An 18,640-nucleotide genomic window follows, 5' to 3' on the forward strand; every position below is an offset into this window, starting at 1 on the left:
CATGCAGCGCATCGCCTTCCTCCGGTCCGCCCACATCAAGCGGGCCGACCCGTACATCCACGGCATCGCCCCCGTACTGACGGCGCTCGGCGCCGAGGCCCGCCTCTTCCACACCCACGGCGACTGCGATCCCCGGCTGTTCCCGGGGACCAGCGAGCGGCTCGACCCCGCCGCGACCCCGGACGAGTTCGTCGCCCGCGTGCGCGCCTGGGGAGCGGACGCCGCCGTCTCCATCTCGCTGCCGGACGAGAACGCCCTGCGCGACGCGGTCGTCAAGGCCAAGCTCGAAGCCGCCGGTGTCCGCACCGTCATGACGCCCCTCGCCGCGACGCGCGTCCTGTGCGACAAATGGGAGACCAAACGGGTCCTGAACGCGCACGGCCTCCTCACCCCGCCCGGCGTCCTGGTCGACAGCGACCTCCTCAACGGCCGGGCGCTGCCCGTCCCGGCCTACCCGGACGCCGTCCGCCTCGCGGCCCACGACCTCGGCCATCCCCTCCTGGCGAAGCCGCTGTGGGACTCCACCAGCATGGGCATCGAGTTCCTCCCCGATCCGGCCGCCCTCGACCGCTACCTGGCCGCGCGGCCGGCGGCGCACGCCGTCCTGGAGAAGTGCGTCACCGGACGGCTCTGCTCGGTCGACATCGTCGGCGCCGGAGGCCACTACACGGTCATGCCCCTCGTCCGGACCGGCACCGCGGGCGGCCCCCCGGCGTTCACCTTCGAGGACCTGCGATACGTCGACCCCGCCGAGGGCGACGACTTCGCGCCCACCGCCCGGCGCCTGGTGGACCTGTGCACGGAACTCGGCGTCGAGGGGTCCGTCAACGTCGACATGATCCACGCCGACGGCGAGTACCACGTCCTGGAGATCAACCCCAGGATCGGTGGCGCCACCACGCTGTCCATCGCCGCCAGTGGACTCAACACCTTCGTCGCCCTCCTCGCCATCCTCGACGGCACCTGGCCCACCCGCACCGAGGCGCCGGCCGAGCGCCTCGCCGTCGAATGCCTGACCGCGAACCCCAGCCCCACCCTCCTTGACGAACTCGGCGCCCGCGTCGACCTCGTCACCTGCCACGACCTGGTCATCGACGGCCACGACCACGGCGGCATCCTCACGTTCACCGTGGAACCGGGCGACGAGCGGCGGGTGCTCAAGGAACTCACCGAGCTGTGCGCGCAGACCGGCTTCATCCCGGCCCCCATGCTCGACAAGATCCGCCGCCTCCTGACCCGCGCGGCCCGGTGAGCATCCCCGCCGGCAGGCGTCCGGCGCGCCACAGCGAACCACCGGACCGTGGCCGTAGCCGAGCCGTACGCCCGGACGGCCGCCGTGACCGGCGCCGTGCCCTGTTCCCGGACGGCCGCCGGGGACGGCGGGCGCGGGCCGGGCTGCCCGACCTCACCGGAGCGGGCCGCCTCGTCGCCGCCCACGCGGTCGACAGCCTCGGCACCGGGCTCGTCTTCGCCTTCACCGTCGTCTACCTCACCCACACCACCCACCTCCCCCTCGACCGGATCGGGGCGGCCCTCACCGTGGGGAACCTCCTCGCGCTGCCCGCCCCGGCACTCGGCGGAGTCCTCCTCGACCGCCTCGGCCCGAAGAAGGTCGTCGCGCTCGCCAACCTCGTCTGCGCCGCCGGATTCGCGGCGTTCCTCGCGGTGCGCCCGGCGTGGCAGATCAGCCTCGCCTACTTCGTGGTGCAGGCCGGTATCAACCTGTACTGGACCGCCGCCCGCAACCTGGTCCCCCTGGCCTGCGTGCCCGGCGAGGAGCGCCTGTGGTTCGGGTTCATCTCGTCCCTGCGCAACCTCGGCATCGGCGCGGGCGCGGCCGCGTCCGCGCTCGCCCTGGCCCTGTTCGGACCGGGCAGCCTGTCCGCCCTCATCGCAGTGAACGCGGGGACGTTCCTGTGCGCGGCGCTGCTGTACCTCACCTGGAAGCCCGCGAGGGACCCGGCCACGCCGGACACCACCGGCCCCGCCGACGACGGCGGGGCCGTCCGGCAGGGGACCTGGAAGGAAGTGGCGCGGGACGGCCGCTACCTGCTGCTCGTCGCGGCCAACCTGGCCTTCGTCCTCGCGCAGATGGTCCCCCCGGTCCTGCTCGCCGTGTACGTCACCGGCACCCTGCACGCGGGTGCCTGGATCCCCGGCACCCTCCTGGTCGTCAACACGGTCGCCGTCGCCGTCCTCACCCCGGCCATCACCCGACGCTCGGCACGGCACGGCCCGGACCGCGCGATCGCCGGCGGTTTCCTCGTCGCCGTCGGCTCCTTCGGCCTCTTCGCCGCACCCCTCGCCTGGACGGGCGCGCCCGGCTGGGCCGTGCCGGCAGTCCTCGCGGCGGCGATGCTGCTGTTCACCCTCTCCGAGATCCTCAGCTCTCCCGCGCTCAACGAACTCTCCGTCGCCCGCGCTCCCGCCCGGGGCAACGGCCGCCACCAGGCCGCCTTCCAGCTGTCCTGGTCCGTCGGCGGCGCCGCCGCTCCCGTCGTGCTCACCGCGCTCCTGAGCCGGCAGCCTGCCCTGCCGTGGCTGCTCCTCGCCCTCCTCAGCGTGCTCGCCGTCCCCGTCGCCCGCGCCCTCGCCCCACCCGACCCGGAGGAACCCCAGCCGTGAACCTCACCTGCGTCCACGACATCGCAGACGTCCCCGCCGCGGAGTGGGACGCCCTGGACACCCCGGCCGGTCTCTACCTCTCCCACCGGTGGCTCGCCGCCCAGCAGCGGGATCCCACCGCCCACGTCCGCTACGCCCTCGTCCGCGAGGCAGGCCGGCTGATCGCCGCGGCGCCGATGCACGTCGTGGACACCGAGCCCAACGACCTCTACCGGGTGCACGAGCTCGTCGCCGGCCGCGCGCCGGCCAGGACCCTGCTCGCGGGAGCCCGCCGCGGCTACCTCAACGGCCCGCTCCTGCACCCCGGTCTCAGTCCGTGCCGGCGGCGCGCGGCACTGAACCGGCTGGTGTCAGCGGCCGGTTCGCTCGCCGCCGCCCAGGGAGCGCGGCCCTGGTGGCTGTACGTCACCGACCCGGCCGCCGCCGAACTCGCCGACGCGTGCGGCACCGAGCCCGTCCAGGTGGGCCAGGACGCCCGCATCCCGCTGCCCGGCACCACGTTCGACGACTACCTCGCGGGCCTGCCCTCCAAGCGGCGCGTCGCCGTCCGCCGCGAACGCCGCGCGTTCGCCGAAGCCGGGTACGAGCTGCGCATCCTGCGACTGTCCGAGTGCGCCGACACGGCCGGCGCGCTCCTCGCCCAACTCCAGGCGCGTCACGGCCATGCGGTCGACCCCGACGCCATGGCCCGGCTGCTGCGCGACCAGGCGGACGGCATGGCCGACAGCGGGATCGTCCTCGCCGCCCACGCCGGCGCGCACATGGTCGCCTTCAGCCTCTTCTACCGCCACGCGGACACCGTCTGGCTCCGGGCCACCGGCTACGACTACGCCCGGCTGCGCGCCGCGCACGAGTACTTCAACCTGGTCTACTACCTCCCCATCGAGCACGCCTACGCGCACGGCGCGACCGCACTCCATGTCGGCATGGAGTCCCTCCGGGCCAAGGCCCTTCGAGGAGCGGTGATTTCCCCGCTGTGGGCGGTCGAAGGGGCTTGAGAGCGGCGAGAGCCGTGAGGGCGGGACGCTAGATCTGCGAGGTCTCCCGCCACAGGTCGGCCAGCGCCCGGTCACCGGTCACCGTGGGCACCGTCGCCCTGTTCCACAGGGCCAGGTACAACCGGCCCGCGGGTCCGGACAGTTCGGCCTCAGCCTCCTCGGACGCGTCCCGCGAGGTCACCGGCGGCTCGGCGGACAGCCGTACGGTCCACACCGCGTTCGGACCCGCGTCGGTCGCGCGGACGCGCAGCACGCGCGGCGTCTCCGTCCGGACCCGGCTCCTGGGGCGGGCGTGGAAGCCGCGCAGCAACTCGTCGATGCCGTCGGCCGCGAAGTCGGTGGCGACGGGGGCCGGTGTGCCGCCCCGCGCGGCCTCGGCGTCGTACCGGTGGACGGTGGTCTCGTGCGCCTGACGCCGGGTCCAGAACGCCAGTGGCGAGGGGCAGGGCGCCGGATGGAAGGTCCAGCAGTCCAGGTCGGCCGGTGCGGCGGCCAGCGTGTCGACCAGCCGGCGGTGACCGTCCCGGTACCAGCCGATCAGGTCGGCGCCGTCCAGGTCCGGGAGGTCACCGGCCGGGCGGGGCTCCGTGTGCCCCTCGGCGACGAGCTCGGTGGCCCAGCGGTGCACCGCGCCCGTGTGCCTGAGCAGGTCCCGGACCCGCCATCCCGGGCACGTCGGGACCTCGGCGCCGGTCCCCGCCTCCTCGGCGGCTCCGCCCAGCAACCGCCCTTCCTGGTCCAGCGTCTTGAGGAACTCCGCAGTCTCCATGGAGCAGAGTCTGCCGGACGAGCGGACGAGAGGACGATCATTTTCGGCAGGGCTGTGGCCGGCCGGCGAGGGTGGCTTCCGCCCCGGGCCGCCCGGGCGCGGCCTGCCGCCACCCGACTCCCCGTGTGAAGCGAGCCGGTTGTGCATCTTCGGTGCCCCGTCCGTGCCGCCACGCGGTCTCCCACCGTGCGGGACGGAGAGGGCGATCGGCAGATGAGGGTGCCGCTCGTACCGGCCTGCCGCCCCGCCGCACGACCCCGTGCCGTGCCGTCCGCCTCGGATCTGATGCGCCGGCCGTGGCTCAGCCGGCCAGCGCCCTGCGCGTCGACGCCCCGATCAGCGCGGCCGTGGCCGCCAGTGCGGCGACGCTGGTGAGGGCCGCGGGGAGGGACAGCCAGTCGGCCATGAAGCCGATCGCCGGGGGTCCGAGGAGCATGCCGCCGTAGCCGAACGTGGACGCGACCGCGACGCCGGACGGACCTGCCAGCACGCCGGCCCGTTCCACGGCGACCGGGAACAGGTTCGCGAGTCCGAGTCCCGTGACGGCGAAGCCCGCCAGCGCCACCCACACGGAGGGAGCGAGGGAGCCGAGCAGCATGCCCGCCGTCGCCGTGGCGCCGCCGGCGATCACCGTCCGGGTCCGGCCCAGGCGTTCCAGCAGGCTCGTCCCGCTCAGCCGGCCGATCGTCATGGCGAGCGCGAAGCAGGAGTAGCCGGCCGCCGCGAGAGCCGGGGACGCGCCCAGGTCCTGCTGGAGGTGCAGGGCGCCCCAGTCGGCCATGGCGCCCTCGCCGTAGGCCGTGCACAGGGCGACCAGGCCGAGGACGACGACCAGGCCGCGGGTCCGGCTGCCCCCGGGGCGCCCCGGGCCGCCGGCCAATCCCGCCCCCGGACGGTCCGACCGGGCGACCGGGTCCGGCACGTCCGGTCGGCTCGACGGGGCTCGCCGGTCCGGCGTGGCTGGGGCCTCCTGCCGTAGCAGCGTGCGGCCGGCGACGGCTGTGACCAGCAGGGCGACGACTGTCAGGCCCAGCAGGTGCCGGGCCGGGGAGAGGGCGCCCGCGACCAGCCCGCCGACGCCCGCGCCGAGCATGCCGCCCAGGCTGAACGCCGCGTGGAAGCTCGGCATGACGGGCCTGCGCAGCGCGGCGATCAGATCCACGGCGGCGCTGTTGAACGCCACGTTGACGCCGCCGTAGGCCGCTCCGAAGAGCAGCAGCACACCGCCGAGTGCCGGTGCGGAGCGGGTGAGCGGGGGCAGCGCCACGCTGAGGGCGAGGACGGTCATCCAGGCCACGGTGACCGGATGGCTGCCGTAACGGCGGCACAGCCGTCCGGTCAGCGTCATGGTGAGCACGGCGCCCGCCGAGACGCCCAGCAGGGCGAGCCCGAGCGTGCCGGCGGAAGCGTGCGTCTGCTGTTTGATGTCGGGGATGCGGACGACCCAGCCCGCGAAGACGAAGCCGTCCAGGGCGAAGAAGGCGGTGATCGCCGCCCGGAGCCGAGTGAGGCCGTTGCCCGGCACGACGCTGTGCGATCGGGTTTTGTTTATTTGCGGCACAAAAGGAGCCTAGGTGCCGCCTGAAGGTGAGGCAAGGGGGTTCCACCGGGGTCCCCGGTAGGCGCCCGGTGACCGCCGCCGCACGGTGCGTGGCAGCGTGGGGCGGCTTGGCGATCCACCGCGTGCAAAGGTCGGTCAATCCTTGTTCACCTGCTGGTTGCGGGCGGGTGAGCGGTCCATGATGGGCGCATGACGTTGGCCTCGCGCGCGTTCGCGCAACTGGCGACCTGGCCGGACCTGCGACAGGCCGTCCCGAGTTGTGGCCTGGGACAGGCGCTGCGCTCGGCCGACGGCGAGATAGTCCATTTCCACTCCGGCCGCGATGTCGATCTGCGGCTGACGCACCGGGCCATCCGGCGGTTCGCCGAGGATCTCAGGGGCGCGGGGGCGATCCGGATCGTGCCGGGGTCGCAGTGGGTGACGCTGCGGCTCGACGCCGCGAGCGACGTCGATCTGCTGCTCACCCTGATGAGCGTGGCGCTCCAGGCGCGGCTGAGCTGGCCCGACCCGGCCGGCGGACCGGCCGCCGGCTGCAACGACCAGCGCGGCGCGGGCTTCGTGACGGCGGAACACAGCGGGTTCTGACGCCCCGTCGGGGTATGGCGTGCCGCCGGGGTGTGACACCCCGCCGGGGTGTGGCGCGCCGCCGCACAGGACCGCTCACACCGTGAGGACCCGGAGGCCCGCCTCCTCGAAGGCGTGCACGGTCTCCGGCCTCACCGCCGCGTCCGTGACGAGCGTGTCCACGGCGTCCGTCGCGCAGATCCGGGCGAACGCGCGCTGCCCCAGCTTGCTGGAGTCGGCCGCGACCACCACGCGCGCGGCACGTTCGCACAGCAGCCGGTTGATCGCCGCCTCCGCCTCGTCGTGTGCCGCCGCGCCGTGGGCCGCGTCGAAGCCGACGACTCCGAGCACCGCCACGTCGAGCGTGATCTGGCCGAGCACCCCGTCCGCGAGCGGACCGATCAGCTCGTACGACTGCGGGCGCGCGACCCCGCCCGTGAGCACGATCTTGAACTGGGGGCGTACCGCCAGCTCGTTGGCGATGTTGAGCGCGTTGGTGACGATCGTCAGCGCGGGCGCACCGGTCCCGAGGTCGCCGCGAGCCGCCCCGGTGCCCAGATCTCCGCGCACGGCGAGGGCGCGGGCCACCTCTGTGGTGGTCGTGCCCCCGGTCAGCCCCACGGTCTCGCCCGGCGCGACGAGCTCCGCCACCGCCTTGGCGATCCGCTGCTTCTCGGAGGCCCGGCGGGCCGTCTTGTAGCGCAGGGGCAGCTCGTACGACACCCCGTGCGCCACCGCGCCGCCCCGCGTGCGCACCAGCATCTGCTGCTCGGCGAGCTGGTCGAGGTCCCGGCGGATGGTCGCCGCCGACACCGACAGCCCGGCCGCCGCCTCCTCGACGTCCAGCCGGCCGCGCTCGACGAGCAGTTCCAGCAGCGCCTTCCATCGGGCGTCCCGGGACATCCGCCGCCTCCGTTCTCCCTGTGTGGCGACCCTAGCGCACCAGGCCCCCGGAGCCGCTTGCTTGATTCTGCTCGAAAGTTCGCTATATCTTGCAGGAATAATCAACATGGGGAGAGTCTGGGATGACCTACGTCGAGGACGAGCTGAACAGCCAGCCCGAGTGCTGGACGCGTGCCGCCGAGGAGACGGCGCGCCACGCGGGAGCGCTGCCCGCCGCGGGGGAGCGGGTCGCGATCGTCGGGTGCGGTACGTCCTACTTCATGGCGCAGTCCGCGGCCGTGCTGCGCGAGACCGCCGGCCAGGGCGAGACCGACGCGTTCGCCGCCTCCGAGTTCCCGCACGGACGGCGCTACGACCGGGTCGTCGCCCTCACCCGCTCCGGCACCACCACCGAAGTCCTGGACCTGCTCGCCCGGTTGCGGGGCACCACCCGGACCACGGCGGTCACCGCGGACCCGGACACCCCCGTCCGGGCGGCCGCCGACGACCTCGTCGTGCTGGACTTCGCCGACGAACGCTCCGTCGTGCAGACCCGGTTCGCCACCACCGCCCTCACCCTGCTCCGCGCGCACCTCGGCCTGCACACCGACTCCGTCGTCGCCGACTGCCGTACGGCCCTGGCGAAGCCGCTGCCCGAAGGGCTCGTCGGCCGCACGCAGTTCAGCTTCCTCGGCCGCGGCTGGACGGTCGGGCTGGCCAGCGAGGCCGGCCTGAAGATGCGCGAGGCCTCGCTGTCCTGGACCGAGGCGTACCCGGCCATGGAGTACCGGCACGGCCCGATCAGCGTCACCACCCGGTCCACCGCGACCTGGATGCTCGGCGAGGCACCCGACGGACTCGCCCAGCAGGTCCGCGACACCGGCGCGCTGTGGGTCGAGGGCACGCTCGACCCGCTCGCCGAACTCGTCCGCGTCCAGCGGCTCGCGGTCGCGGTGGCCGCCGCCCGCGGTCTCGACCCGGACCGCCCCCGTCACCTCACCCGCTCGGTGATCCTCGCCCCGTGACCCGCCCCGAAGGGAACCAGCCGTGCCCCTAGCGACCACCGGCGAGCTGATCACCCGGGCCGCCGAGGCCCGCTCCGCCATCGCCGCCTTCAACATCATCACCCTGGAACACGTCGAGGCCGTCATCGCCGGCGCGGAGGCCGCCGGCGCCCCCGTGGTCCTCCAGGTCAGCGAGAACGCCGTCAAGTTCCGCTACGGCCGGCTGGCGCCCCTGGCCCGCGCCGCCGTCGCCGCCGCCGAACGGGCCGACGTGCCCGTCGCGCTGCACCTCGACCACGTGCAGAGCGACGACCTGCTGCGCCAGGCGCCCGGCGCCGGGTTCAGCTCGGTGATGTACGACGCGGCCCGCCTCCCGTACGCCGAGAACCTCGCCGCGACCCGGGCGGCCACCGACTGGGCGCACAGCCAAGGCCTGTGGATCGAGGCCGAGTTGGGGCAGGTCGGCGGCAAGGACGGCAGCCTCCCCCTCGACGCCCACGCGCCCGGCGCCCGCACCGACCCCGACCAGGGGCGGGACTTCGTCACCCGCACCGGCGTCGACGCCCTGGCCGTGGCCATTGGCAGCGTGCACGCCATGACGACCCGCAGCGCGGCCCTCGACCACGTCCTCCTGAGGCGGCTCTCCGCCGCCCTGGGCGTCCCGCTCGTCCTGCACGGCTCCTCCGGGGTACCGGACGACGGCCTGGTCGCCGCCGTCGCCGACGGCATCGCCAAGGTCAACGTCGGCACCGCCCTCAACGTGGCCATGACCAGCGCCATCCGCACGTTCCTCGCCGCCCACCCCCAGGCCGTCGACTCCCGCAAGTACCTCAGCGTGGGCCGCGAGGCGATGGCCCGGGAGGTGACCCGGATCATCGGCGTCCTGACTACCGCCCCCTGACCGCCCGCAGTACGACGAACTTCCGGTCGCTCGCGACCAGTTCGCTGTTGCCGAACAGCCGCCTCAGCTTGACGTGGTAGCCCAGGTGCCGGTTGCCGATCACCCACAACTCGCCGCCGGGCCGCAGCGCGCGCCGCGCACCGGTGAACATCCGCCACGCCGTCGCGTCCGTCGTCGCCTGGTGGGAGTGGAACGGCGGGTTGTTCAGCACCAGGTCCGCACTGCCCGGCGCCACGCCGGCCAGCCCGTCCCCGACCCGGAACTCGGCGTGCCCCGGCACCCCGTTCGCCTTGTACGTCGCCTCCGCCGAGGCCACCGCCTGGAAGGACTCGTCGACGAACAGCACCTCGGCGCCCGGGTCGGCCAGCGCCATCGCCGTACCCACGACGCCGTTCCCGCACCCCAGGTCCACCACCCGGCCGGCACCCGGGCCGGCCGGCAGGTGCTGGAGGAAGAACCGGGTGCCGATGTCGAGCCGGTCGGCACAGAACACCCCCGCGTGGTTCACGACCGTACGCCCGGACGCCGGGCCGATCCCCTCCGGGAGACGGTACGTGTACGGCCACGGGTTCGCCGGCCGCTCCAGCGACGGGTCCGGGGTGCAGAAGATCAGCCGGGCCTTCTGCCGGGCCAGGGAGGTGCGGGTCGGACCGAGGATCCGCTCGAACAGCTGGAGCGTGGAGGTGTGGATCTCCTTCACCATCCCGGTGCCGATCACCACCGTTCCCGCGTGCACGGCGGGCGCCAGCCGCAGCAACTGGTCCTCCAGCAGCGCCAGGCTCTTCGGGACCCGCACCAGCAGTACGTCCACCCGCTCCGGCGGCGGATCCTGCGTGGTCAGCAGCCGCACCGCGCTGGGCTCGACGCCGGCCCGTGCCAGGTTCGCCCGCGTCGACTCCTGACTCAGGAAGGACTCGGTGACCTGGTACGGCCGGTGCGCCGCGAGCGCCGTGACCAGGGCACCCCAGCGGTCGCCGACCACCACGACCGCCCCCGACAGCGGCACGCCCTCCTCGGCGAGGTGCCGCAGCAGATACGCGTCGGAGGCATCCCAGGCGCGCAGCTGGTCCTTCGGATCCGCGGGAAACCGGGCCAGCTCGTACTCGCCCCAGGGCGTCGTCATACGGTCGTTCATCGTGCGTCCAGGCTAGCCGAGCCGCAGCTCAGCCCCGCCCGGCCGGCCCGGCGCCGGGGACGATGGACGCATGGACGACGGTGAGCTGTTCCCCCGGACGCGGGCCCGGGTCGCGGCCGGCGCCGTGCACGCGCCGCACTGGCTGGGCGCGGAGCGGCAGGCCGACCTGCTCGGCGCGTGCCGGGAGTGGGCGCGGCCCCCGGCCGGCCTGCGCACGGTCCGCACACCCGGCGGCGGCACCATGACCGCCCGGCAGGTCTGCCTCGGCCGGCACTGGTACCCGTACGGCTACGCCCGCACGGCCGTGGACGGCGACGGCGCCCCCGTCAAGCCCTTCCCGGCCTGGCTCGGCGAACTCGGCCGCCGCGCGGTCGCCGACGCGCTCGGCCCCGAGGCGCTGCCGCCGGAGCCGTACGACATCGCGCTGATCAACTTCTATGACGGCGACGCCCGCATGGGCATGCACCGCGACAGCGACGAGGAGTCCGACGCCCCCGTGGTGTCCGTGAGCCTCGGCGACACCTGCGTGTTCCGCTTCGGCAACACGCGTACGCGGACGAGGCCGTACACGGACGTGGAGCTGCGCAGCGGCGACCTGTTCGTCTTCGGCGGCCCGGCCCGGCTCGCGTACCACGGGGTGCCGCGCGTGCTCCCGGGCACCGCACCGCCCGCGCTGGGCCTCACGGGACGGCTGAACATCACCCTCCGGGTGAGCGGGTTGTAGCCGGGCACGGCCACCGGGGTTTGCGGATCATGACAGACTCGCCTCCATGAGCGGCAAGGCGGACCCCCGGGCGGCGGGGGAAGGGACCACGTCGAGGGGGCGGCTGGACCGCGGGCGCGGAGCCCTCGGACCCGCGCTGGAGCTGGTGCACACCGGGCGGGCACCGACCCGGGCCGTGCTCACCGCCGAACTCGGCGTGACCCGGGCGACGGCCGGAGCGGTCGCCGCCGAACTCGAGGCGCTCGGGCTGATCCGCGTGGACGCCCGGCCGGGCGCCGCGGCCGGCTCGCAGGGCCGCCCCTCGCACCGGCTGGAGGTCGCCGAGGACGGTCCGGTCGCGCTCGCCGCCCAGGTCCACGCCGACGGGTTCCGGGCCGCGCTCGTCGGTCTCGGCGGCCGGATCGTCGCCACCGCGCCCGGCTGCGAGACGATCGAACCCGACCCGGCGAAGGTGCTCGGCTCCGTCGTCGAGGCGGGCGCCGACCTGCTGCGCACGACCGGCCGGCGCTGCGTGGGCGCCGGACTGGCCGTGCCGTCCGCCGTCGCCGAACCCGACGGTCTCGCCCTCAACCCCCTCCACCTGGCCTGGCCCGTGGGCGCTCCGGTCCGTCGGCTCTTCGCCGAGTGCGTGCGCGCCGCCGGGATCGCCGGTCCGGCGTTCGCGGGCAACGACGTCAACCTCGCCGCGCTCGCCGAACACCGGCACGGCGCCGGCCGGGGCGCCCGGGACCTGCTGTGCGTGGCCACCGGGCACCGCGGCGTCGGCGGCGCACTGGTCCTCGACGGCCGCCTGCACACCGGCAGTTCGGGCCTCGCCCTGGAGGTCGGGCACCTCACCGTCAACCCCGAGAGCCGCCCCTGCCACTGCGGCGGCCGCGGCTGCCTGGACGTCGAGGCCGATCCCCTCGCCCTGCTCATCGAGGCCGGCCGCGCGCCGGGACCCGAGGTGTCCCTGCTCCAGCAGGCCAACGACCTGCTGCGCACCCAGTACGCCGACCCGGCCGTCCGGCGCGCCGCCGAGGCCCTCATCGACCGCCTGGGCCTGGGCCTGGCCGGGCTGGTGAACATCCTCAACCCCGACCGCATCATCCTCGGCGGCCTGCACCGCACCCTGCTCGACGCCGACCCCGAACGGCTCCGCGCCGTCGTCGCCGACCGCAGCCTCTGGGGCCAGAGCGGCGGCGTCCCGATCCTCCCCTGCACCCTGGACCACAACAGCCTGGTAGGCGCCGCCGAACTGGCCTGGCAACCGGTCCTCGACGACCCCCTGGGAGCGCTGCGGTGAGGGCACCGGTGGAACTCGGGGGCGTGTCCCCGAGCGCGGACGGGGCGAGCTGGTCCGCGCGTCGGCCGAGCTGATCCGTAGGCCGGCCGAGCAGATCCGCGCGTCGGCCGCGCTGGTCCGCACGTCGGCACCGGCGCCTCGGCCTGAAGAGGGCTCGGGCCCGTCAGCCCCAGTCCACCCCGAACGCCTGCCCCGGATGCACCCCGAGGATCCGGTCCACGAGTTCCGCGCCCACCGCGTCCGCCAGCCTGGGCCGCACCCGGCGCAGCAGGTACGGCATTCCGGGGCCGCCGTCGACCGAGCGGGCACCGGCGGTCACCGTGTCCCCGCCGAGCAGGAGCCGGTCCCCGAACCCGGCCTCGGCCAGGGCCCGTACGGCGTCCGGCATGCGCCAGTCGGTGGCGTGGTTCGCCCGGGACGGGCCGTCGAACGCCAGCCAGCAGCCCGACTCGGCCGCCTGCCGCTGGACGACGAGGTCGGGGGAGCGGTTGAGGTGACCGAGGATCACCCGGTGCGCCGGTACCCCCAACTCGCCGCACAGCAGGTCGAGGACGTCCAGAGCGCCGGTTCCCAGCTCCAGGTGGACGGCGATCGGGGCGCCGGTGGCGTGGTGCGCCTCGGCCGCCGCGCCCATCGTCCAGCGGGCGTGCGCGTCGAGCCCGTGGAAGCCGCCCGCCACCTTGATCAGCCCGGCCCGAACGCCGGACGTCCCGATGCCCTCGGTCAGTTCGGCGACGAACACCTCGGCCAGCCGCCCGCGCAGCCCCTCCACCACCTCGGGCAGGTAGTGACCTGCCTGGTGCAGCCCCGTCGCGCAGACCACGTGCACCCCGGCGGCCCGGGACAGCCGGGGCAGGTCCGCCGCCCGTCGTCCCATCCCGTACGGCGTCCACTGCACGACGGCACCGCCGCCCGCCCTCCGGAACGCGTGCAGCTCGGCCCGCGCGGCCGAGGCGTCGTTCAGCTCCTGGCCCGGCAGCTGCGCGCTGCTGAGGAAGAGATGGTCGTGGGCGTCGCACAGACCCAGCTCCCCGGGTCGTACGTCACCGAGGACCGTGCGGACGCGTGTCACCACTGGCGGCCGCGCGGCAGGCGGTCCCGGCCGGGGGCGGAGACATGCAGGACCTGGAAGAGGTCGCCCTCGGCCTTGGGAGTGTCGTGCTCCCAGAGGGAGAAGTGCACCAGTTCCCAGCGGTGCGGATCCACCGCCGTCGCGGCGAGCACCGCACCGTCCTCGCCGGCCAGCCGGCGTGTCTCGGCGACGGCCTCCTCCATCAGTACGGCCAACTCGACGCCGTCCGGCACCGGTTGCCGCCGTCGTACGGCGAACGCCGTGAGGCCGGGTGCGCCGCGGCCCTCCTCGTGGGCGAGCCCGGTCCACTGCCGCACCGCGGGCCGTCCGAAGTCGCCGACCAGCCGCTGGAAGGCGCCGCCCCACAGGAAGCGGTTCATGCCCTCCACGCTGTTCCACAGGTAGAACGGCGTGTACTGGTTCACCGGTGAGCCGTGCCTGCCGCGCTCCCGCATCAGGTAGGTCTTGAGGCCGAGCCCGTCCCAGTCGTCGAGCAGGTGCCCGACCCGGGCGACCCGGCCCCGGATGATGTCCATGTCGTAGTCGGCGGGGAGGGTCAACTCGTACTGCATGGCGTGCATGAGGAAGCCTTTCTCCGGGGCGGAGGGTCAACTCAGTTCGTCTGCGGGCAGGTTCGGGGCGCCAGCAGGGACAGCAGGCCCCGGACGCCCGCGTCGAACGCGGCGGGGGAGCCGGCGGCGCGGGCCAGGACGTAGCCGCCCTGGACCGTCGCGAGGACGGCGGCGCCGATCTGCCCGCCGTCCAGATCGGGCGCGAACTGCCCGTCCCGCTTGCCCTCTTCGACGATCGCCGCGATCCGGTCGCGGATCGCCGCGATCGTCTCGTCGACCGGTGCCCGCAGCTCCTCGCTGGCGATGACGTCCGGGTCCATGGTCAGCCGGCCGATCGGGCAGCCGCGCAGCACGTCGCGCTCGCGCAGCAGGTACGCCTCGATCCGCTCGTACGGCGTCCCGGGCCCGTCCAGAACACCCTCCGCCGCGGCCCGGAGTTCCTCCGCGGTCCGGCGGATCGCCGCCAGGGCCAGATCCGGCTTGCCCTTGAAGTGGTGGTACATGCTGCCCTGGCCGGCCTCCGCGCGCTCCAGGATGGCCTTGGGGCTCGTGCCGACGTAGCCCCGCTCCCACAGCAGCTCGCGCGTGGACTCGATCAGTCGCTCCGGGGTGCTCATGCCGCAACTGTACATACTAGTAGTTACAATCCGCCAGTCTCCTGGGAGCAGCCAGGACGGAGCCATGTACTCCCCGGGAGGTACGCACAGTGCCGCCGGCCGCACGACGACCCGGACCCCCTGCCGGAGGGAGCCTCGGGACATACCCCAAGACCCTGCGGACGACGGAGATGAACCGACATGCAGACCCTGGCGAACTGGGACGGCGGACCCGGCCCGTGGATCCTGTTCTTCCCGCTGATCTGGGCGGCCGTCGGGATCGGCGCCGTCACCCTCCTGCGCCGCACCGCCTGGCGCGGCCGGGGCGGCCCCTGGCGGACCGTGGACGGCGGCCGCCCGGCCGGTGACTCGCCGCTGGCGGTCCTCGGCCGCCGCTTCGCCTCCGGCGAGATCGACGAGGACGAGTACTGGCGCCGGCTGTCCGTCCTGGAGGAGCAGTTCGGCCGCACCGGCAAGGGCGGTGCGGCATGACCACGGCGACCGCGCTGCGGACGGCCGCCCGGGTGGCCGGCGCGGTGAAGGTGTACGGCGGTGGCGACACCGCCGTACGCGCCCTGGACGGCGTGGACGTGGACTTTCCCGCCGGCCGCTTCACCGCGATCATGGGCCCCTCGGGCTCCGGCAAATCCACCCTCATGCACTGCGCCGCCGGCCTCGACACCCTCACCTCGGGCGCCGCCTACATCGGCGACACCGAACTCGGCGCGCTCGACGACCGCCGGCTGACCCTGCTGCGCCGCGACCGGGTCGGCTTCGTCTTCCAGGCGTTCAACCTGGTGCCGACGCTGACGGTCGAGGAGAACATCACGCTGCCGCTGGACCTGGCCGGCCGGCGCGGCGACCGCGAGTGGATCGACGCGCTCGTCGACGTCGTCGGACTGCGCGACCGGCTGCACCACCGGCCCACCGAACTCTCGGGCGGCCAGCAGCAACGCGTCGCCGTCGCCCGCGCGTTCGCGGGCCGCCCCGACGTCGTCTTCGCGGACGAGCCGACCGGCAACCTCGACTCCCGCTCCGGCCAGGAGGTCCTCGGCCTCCTCGGCCGGGCCGTACGGCGGACCGGCCGCACCGTCGTCATGGTCACTCACGACCCGGTCGCCGCCGCGCACGCGGACGAGGTGCTCTTCCTCGCCGACGGGCGGCTGGTCGACCGGATGCCGTCGCCGACCGCCGACACGGTCCTGGACCGGATGAAAGCCTTCGAGGTGGGGTCATGAACTCCTCGTTCCGCATCGGCCTCACCTCGCTGCGCACCCACCGGCGGCGCTTCGCCGGCACCTTCTTCGCCGTATTCCTGGGCGTCGCCTTCCTGGCCGGCACCCTCGTCATGGGCGACACGCTGCGCGCCAGTTTCGACACCATGTTCGGTGAGGCCACCAGCGGCACGGACGTCGTCGTGCGCGGCGCCGACGCCATCACGACTCCGGGAGAGGCCCAGGGCGTACGACGGCCCGTCGACACGTCGCTGGTGAAGACCATCGAGCGCGTTCCGGGCGTGGCCGCCGCCGCACCGGACATCCAGGGCGCGGGCCAACTCGTCGGCTCCGACGGCAAGCCGGTCGGCGGTCAGGGCCCGCCCACCGTCGCGGGCAACTGGATCACCGACAAGCAGCTCAACCCGTACCGGCTGGCCGAGGGCCGCGCCCCCGCCCGGTCCGGCGACGTGGTGGTCAACCGGGGTGCCGCCGAGAAGGGCGGCCTCAAGATCGGCGACACCACCATCCTGCGCACCCCGGACCCCGTACGGGTGAGGATCGTCGGTCTCGCCACCTTCGGCGGGCAGGACGGCATGGCCCAGGTGACCTACACCGGCATGACCCGGGCCGACGCCGAGAAGTACCTCACGGCGCGGCCGGGGCAGGCGGCGAGCATCGAGGTCCGGGCCGTGCCCGGCGTCGGCCCGCAGGATTTGGTGAAGCGGCTGGCCCCGGTGCTGCCCGGGGGAGTCGAGGCGATCACCGGTCAGCAGGCGGCACAGGAGAACACCGACATGATCTCCAGCCAGTTCCTGACCCTCTTCACGACCCTCCTGCTCGTCTTCTCCGGCATCGCCCTGCTCGTGGCGACCTTCTCCATCCACAACACGTTCGCCATCGTCGTCGCCCAACGCGCCCGTGAGAACGCCCTGTTGCGCGCGCTCGGCGCCTCCCGCCGGCAGGTGTCCGCAGCCGCTCTCGCCGAGGCGGCCGTCGTCGCCGTCGCCGCCTCACTGGCCGGACTCGCGGGCGGCATCGGCATCGCCGCCGGCCTCCAGGCGCTCTTCCCGGCGATCGGATTCCCCTTCCCCGGCGGCACCCTGGTCCTCACCGCCCTGTCCATGACCCTGCCGCTCGCCGTCGGCGTGGCCGTCTGCCTGGGCTCCGCACTGCTGCCAGCCGTACGCGCCGGACGCACCGCCCCGCTGGCGGCCCTGCGCGAGACGGCCGTCGACTCCTCCGGAGCCTCACGCGGGCGCACGGTCGCCGGCACGGCCCTCGGGGCGGCGGCCCTGCTGACGACGCTCACCGGCGTCCTGGACACCCCGTCCGTATGGCTCGCGGCGCTCGGCGCGCTGCTCGCCCTGGCGTCCTTCGTGGTCCTCGGCCCGGTCGCCGCCTCCACCGCCGTACGACTCCTCGGCAGCCCGCTGGGCAGGCTGCGCGGGGTCACCGGCCGACTCGCCCGCCGCAACGCGCTGCGCAGCCCCCGGCGGACCGCCGCCACCGCGAGCGCGCTGATGATCGGCGTGGCCGTCGTGTCCCTGTTCACCGTGTTCGGTGCCTCGCTGAAGGCAACCATGGACCGGACGGTGTCCCGGTCCTTCGCGGGCGACGTCGCCGTCAGCGCCCCGTCCTTCGGCGCGGGCGGCAGCGGGCTGAGCCCCGGGCTGGCTCCCGCCCTGCAGCGGCTGCCCCAGGTCGGTACCGCCGTCGGACTCGGCCGTGGTGTCGCCGAGGTCGACGGCAGGGGCAGGGCGCTGACCGTCACCGACCCCGCCGCGCTCGCCCGCACCTTCGACCTCGGCACCGTCACGGGCTCCCTGCGCCACCTCGGCACCGACGGCATCGCGCTCACCCGGGCCGAGGCCGGCGAGCAGGGCCTGCGCACCGGGGACAGCGCACGCCTGACCTTCACCGACGGCAGCACCAAGGTGTTCACGGTCCGGGCGGTCTACGGCCAGTCGGAACTCGCCGGCGACTACGTCATCACCCGGGCCGCGTGGGCCCCGCACCGCACCCAGGACTCCGACAGGCTGGTCGCCGTCACCTTCAAGCCGGGGGTGAGCACCGGCGCGGGCAAGGCCGCGGTGCGCACGGTGGCCGACCGCTACGGCAACCCGGAGGTGCAGACTCGCGCGGAGTACGCGCAGTCCTCGGCCGGCGGGATCGACATGATGCTGACGCTGGTCTACGCGCTGCTCGCCCTCGCGGTCGCCATCGCCCTGCTCGGCATCGCCAACACCCTGACCCTCGCGGTCCACGAGCGCACCAGGGAACTGGGGCTGCTGCGGGCCGTAGGCCAGACCCGCGCCCAGCTCCGGGCCATGGTCCGCTGGGAGTCGGTCCTGGTCGCCGCGTTCGGCACGGCCGGCGGGCTCGGTCTCGGCGCCTTCCTCGGCTGGGTCCTGGTACAGGCCTCCGACGGCGCGAGCGACACCGCGTTCGCCTTCGCGCTGCCTCCGGCCCGCCTCGCCGTCGTAGCCCTCATCGGCCTCCTCTCAGGCGCCCTGGCAGCCCTCCGCCCGGCGCGCAGAGCAGCCCGGTTGGACGTGCTCCGAGCGATCGCCACGGACTGAGGGGGGCGCGGGTGGGCACGGAACCGCCCGAGACCTTCCCGGCCGGACCGCATCAGCACACTCCCGGCCCGGCGGACACCCACCCGGCCCGGCCGGGCCCGGCGGCAGGAGGTCCGGCGGCGGGCCCGGCCGCGAGGGGAAGGCACGAGCGGCCCG

Annotated in this window: 18 protein-coding genes; 11 read left to right on the top strand and 7 right to left on the bottom strand. The window is 74.5% G+C overall.

The window, feature by feature from the left end; all coding sequences use genetic code 11:
• The first annotated feature begins 1 nt into the window (after position 1).
• From DBP14_RS31755 to DBP14_RS31765, 3 genes are read left to right on the top strand one after another with little or no spacing between them, the layout of a single operon-like run.
• A complete protein-coding gene (locus DBP14_RS31755) occupies positions 2-1,252 on the top strand; it encodes an ATP-grasp domain-containing protein (protein ID WP_129311004.1) in 1,251 nt (416 codons plus the stop codon).
• Entirely contained in the window at positions 1,249-2,625 is a 1,377-nt protein-coding gene (locus tag DBP14_RS31760; protein ID WP_164992449.1) for an MFS transporter, read from the top strand. Before DBP14_RS31755 ends, DBP14_RS31760 begins: the two co-directional genes overlap by 4 nt.
• Positions 2,622-3,623 carry a GNAT family N-acetyltransferase gene (locus tag DBP14_RS31765; protein WP_129311008.1) on the top strand — a complete coding sequence of 334 codons (1,002 nt, stop codon included), beginning with the start codon at positions 2,622-2,624 and terminating at the stop codon, positions 3,621-3,623. Before DBP14_RS31760 ends, DBP14_RS31765 begins: the two co-directional genes overlap by 4 nt.
• 28 nt (positions 3,624-3,651) lie before the next feature.
• Here the strand turns inward: DBP14_RS31765 and DBP14_RS31770 are convergent, their stop codons facing one another.
• Both DBP14_RS31770 and DBP14_RS31775 read right to left on the bottom strand, forming a co-directional pair.
• Positions 3,652-4,392, bottom strand: a complete 741-nt coding sequence (locus DBP14_RS31770) for a maleylpyruvate isomerase family mycothiol-dependent enzyme (protein WP_129311010.1) — start codon at positions 4,390-4,392, stop codon at positions 3,652-3,654.
• A 301-nt stretch (positions 4,393-4,693) separates the two neighbouring features.
• Positions 4,694-5,917 carry an MFS transporter gene (locus DBP14_RS31775; RefSeq protein WP_129312179.1) on the bottom strand — a complete coding sequence of 408 codons (1,224 nt, stop codon included), beginning with the start codon at positions 5,915-5,917 and terminating at the stop codon, positions 4,694-4,696.
• Between the two features lie 225 nt (positions 5,918-6,142).
• Between DBP14_RS31775 and DBP14_RS31780 the strand changes: the two genes are divergently transcribed.
• On the top strand, positions 6,143-6,538 hold the full coding sequence (locus tag DBP14_RS31780) for a luciferase family protein (protein ID WP_164992450.1): 396 nt from the start codon (positions 6,143-6,145) through the stop codon (positions 6,536-6,538).
• A 75-nt stretch (positions 6,539-6,613) separates the two neighbouring features.
• Here the strand turns inward: DBP14_RS31780 and DBP14_RS31785 are convergent, their stop codons facing one another.
• Complete coding sequence (locus tag DBP14_RS31785; protein WP_129311012.1) at positions 6,614-7,420, bottom strand: DeoR/GlpR family DNA-binding transcription regulator; 807 nt, start codon at positions 7,418-7,420, stop codon at positions 6,614-6,616.
• Positions 7,421-7,542: 122 nt separating this feature from the next.
• Here DBP14_RS31785 and DBP14_RS31795 point away from each other — a divergent pair, with 122 nt between their 5' ends.
• Positions 7,543-8,424 (top strand): SIS domain-containing protein, encoded by an 882-nt coding sequence (locus DBP14_RS31795; protein ID WP_129311014.1) that lies wholly within the window; start codon positions 7,543-7,545, stop codon positions 8,422-8,424.
• Between the two features lie 22 nt (positions 8,425-8,446).
• Positions 8,447-9,304, top strand: coding sequence for a class II fructose-bisphosphate aldolase (locus DBP14_RS31800; protein ID WP_129311016.1), 858 nt, complete (start codon positions 8,447-8,449; stop codon positions 9,302-9,304).
• On the opposite strand, the gene DBP14_RS31805 is transcribed toward DBP14_RS31800, so the two are convergent.
• Entirely contained in the window at positions 9,291-10,427 is a 1,137-nt protein-coding gene (locus DBP14_RS31805; protein ID WP_129312181.1) for a methyltransferase, read from the bottom strand. The two genes, DBP14_RS31800 and DBP14_RS31805, sit on opposite strands and share 14 nt — an antisense overlap.
• Before the next feature lie 82 nt (positions 10,428-10,509).
• Between DBP14_RS31805 and DBP14_RS31810 the strand changes: the two genes are divergently transcribed.
• Together DBP14_RS31810 and DBP14_RS31815 are read left to right on the top strand one after the other, a co-directional pair.
• Entirely contained in the window at positions 10,510-11,163 is a 654-nt protein-coding gene (locus tag DBP14_RS31810; protein WP_129311018.1) for an alpha-ketoglutarate-dependent dioxygenase AlkB, read from the top strand.
• Positions 11,164-11,209: 46 nt separating this feature from the next.
• The gene (locus DBP14_RS31815; protein WP_129311020.1) at positions 11,210-12,448 is read left to right on the top strand and encodes an ROK family protein; all 1,239 of its coding nucleotides are present in this window, start codon (positions 11,210-11,212) and stop codon (positions 12,446-12,448) included.
• Positions 12,449-12,611: 163 nt separating this feature from the next.
• On the opposite strand, the gene DBP14_RS31820 is transcribed toward DBP14_RS31815, so the two are convergent.
• Genes DBP14_RS31820 through DBP14_RS31830 form a run of 3 tightly spaced genes read right to left on the bottom strand, consistent with a single transcriptional unit; the run spans position 12,612 to position 14,724 of the window.
• Complete coding sequence (locus DBP14_RS31820; RefSeq protein ID WP_129311022.1) at positions 12,612-13,520, bottom strand: phosphotriesterase; 909 nt, start codon at positions 13,518-13,520, stop codon at positions 12,612-12,614.
• Complete coding sequence (locus tag DBP14_RS31825; protein ID WP_129311024.1) at positions 13,517-14,101, bottom strand: DUF4865 family protein; 585 nt, start codon at positions 14,099-14,101, stop codon at positions 13,517-13,519. Before DBP14_RS31825 ends, DBP14_RS31820 begins: the two co-directional genes overlap by 4 nt.
• 32 nt (positions 14,102-14,133) lie before the next feature.
• The gene (locus DBP14_RS31830; RefSeq protein ID WP_129311026.1) at positions 14,134-14,724 is read right to left on the bottom strand and encodes a TetR/AcrR family transcriptional regulator; all 591 of its coding nucleotides are present in this window, start codon (positions 14,722-14,724) and stop codon (positions 14,134-14,136) included.
• Between the two features lie 165 nt (positions 14,725-14,889).
• Here DBP14_RS31830 and DBP14_RS31835 point away from each other — a divergent pair, with 165 nt between their 5' ends.
• Genes DBP14_RS31835 through DBP14_RS31845 form a run of 3 tightly spaced genes read left to right on the top strand, consistent with a single transcriptional unit; the run spans position 14,890 to position 18,484 of the window.
• Positions 14,890-15,180: an SHOCT domain-containing protein gene (locus DBP14_RS31835; RefSeq protein ID WP_129311028.1), complete on the top strand. Its 291-nt coding sequence runs from the start codon at positions 14,890-14,892 to the stop codon at positions 15,178-15,180.
• Positions 15,177-15,926 (top strand): ABC transporter ATP-binding protein, encoded by a 750-nt coding sequence (locus DBP14_RS31840; protein ID WP_129311030.1) that lies wholly within the window; start codon positions 15,177-15,179, stop codon positions 15,924-15,926. Before DBP14_RS31835 ends, DBP14_RS31840 begins: the two co-directional genes overlap by 4 nt.
• Positions 15,923-18,484, top strand: a complete 2,562-nt coding sequence (locus DBP14_RS31845) for an ABC transporter permease (protein WP_129311032.1) — start codon at positions 15,923-15,925, stop codon at positions 18,482-18,484. The genes DBP14_RS31840 and DBP14_RS31845 overlap by 4 nt, the downstream gene beginning before the upstream one ends.
• Positions 18,485-18,640: the final 156 nt, after the last annotated feature.

It is taken from the genome of Streptomyces sp. L2 (assembly GCF_004124325.1).
Lineage (GTDB): Bacteria > Actinomycetota > Actinomycetes > Streptomycetales > Streptomycetaceae > Streptomyces.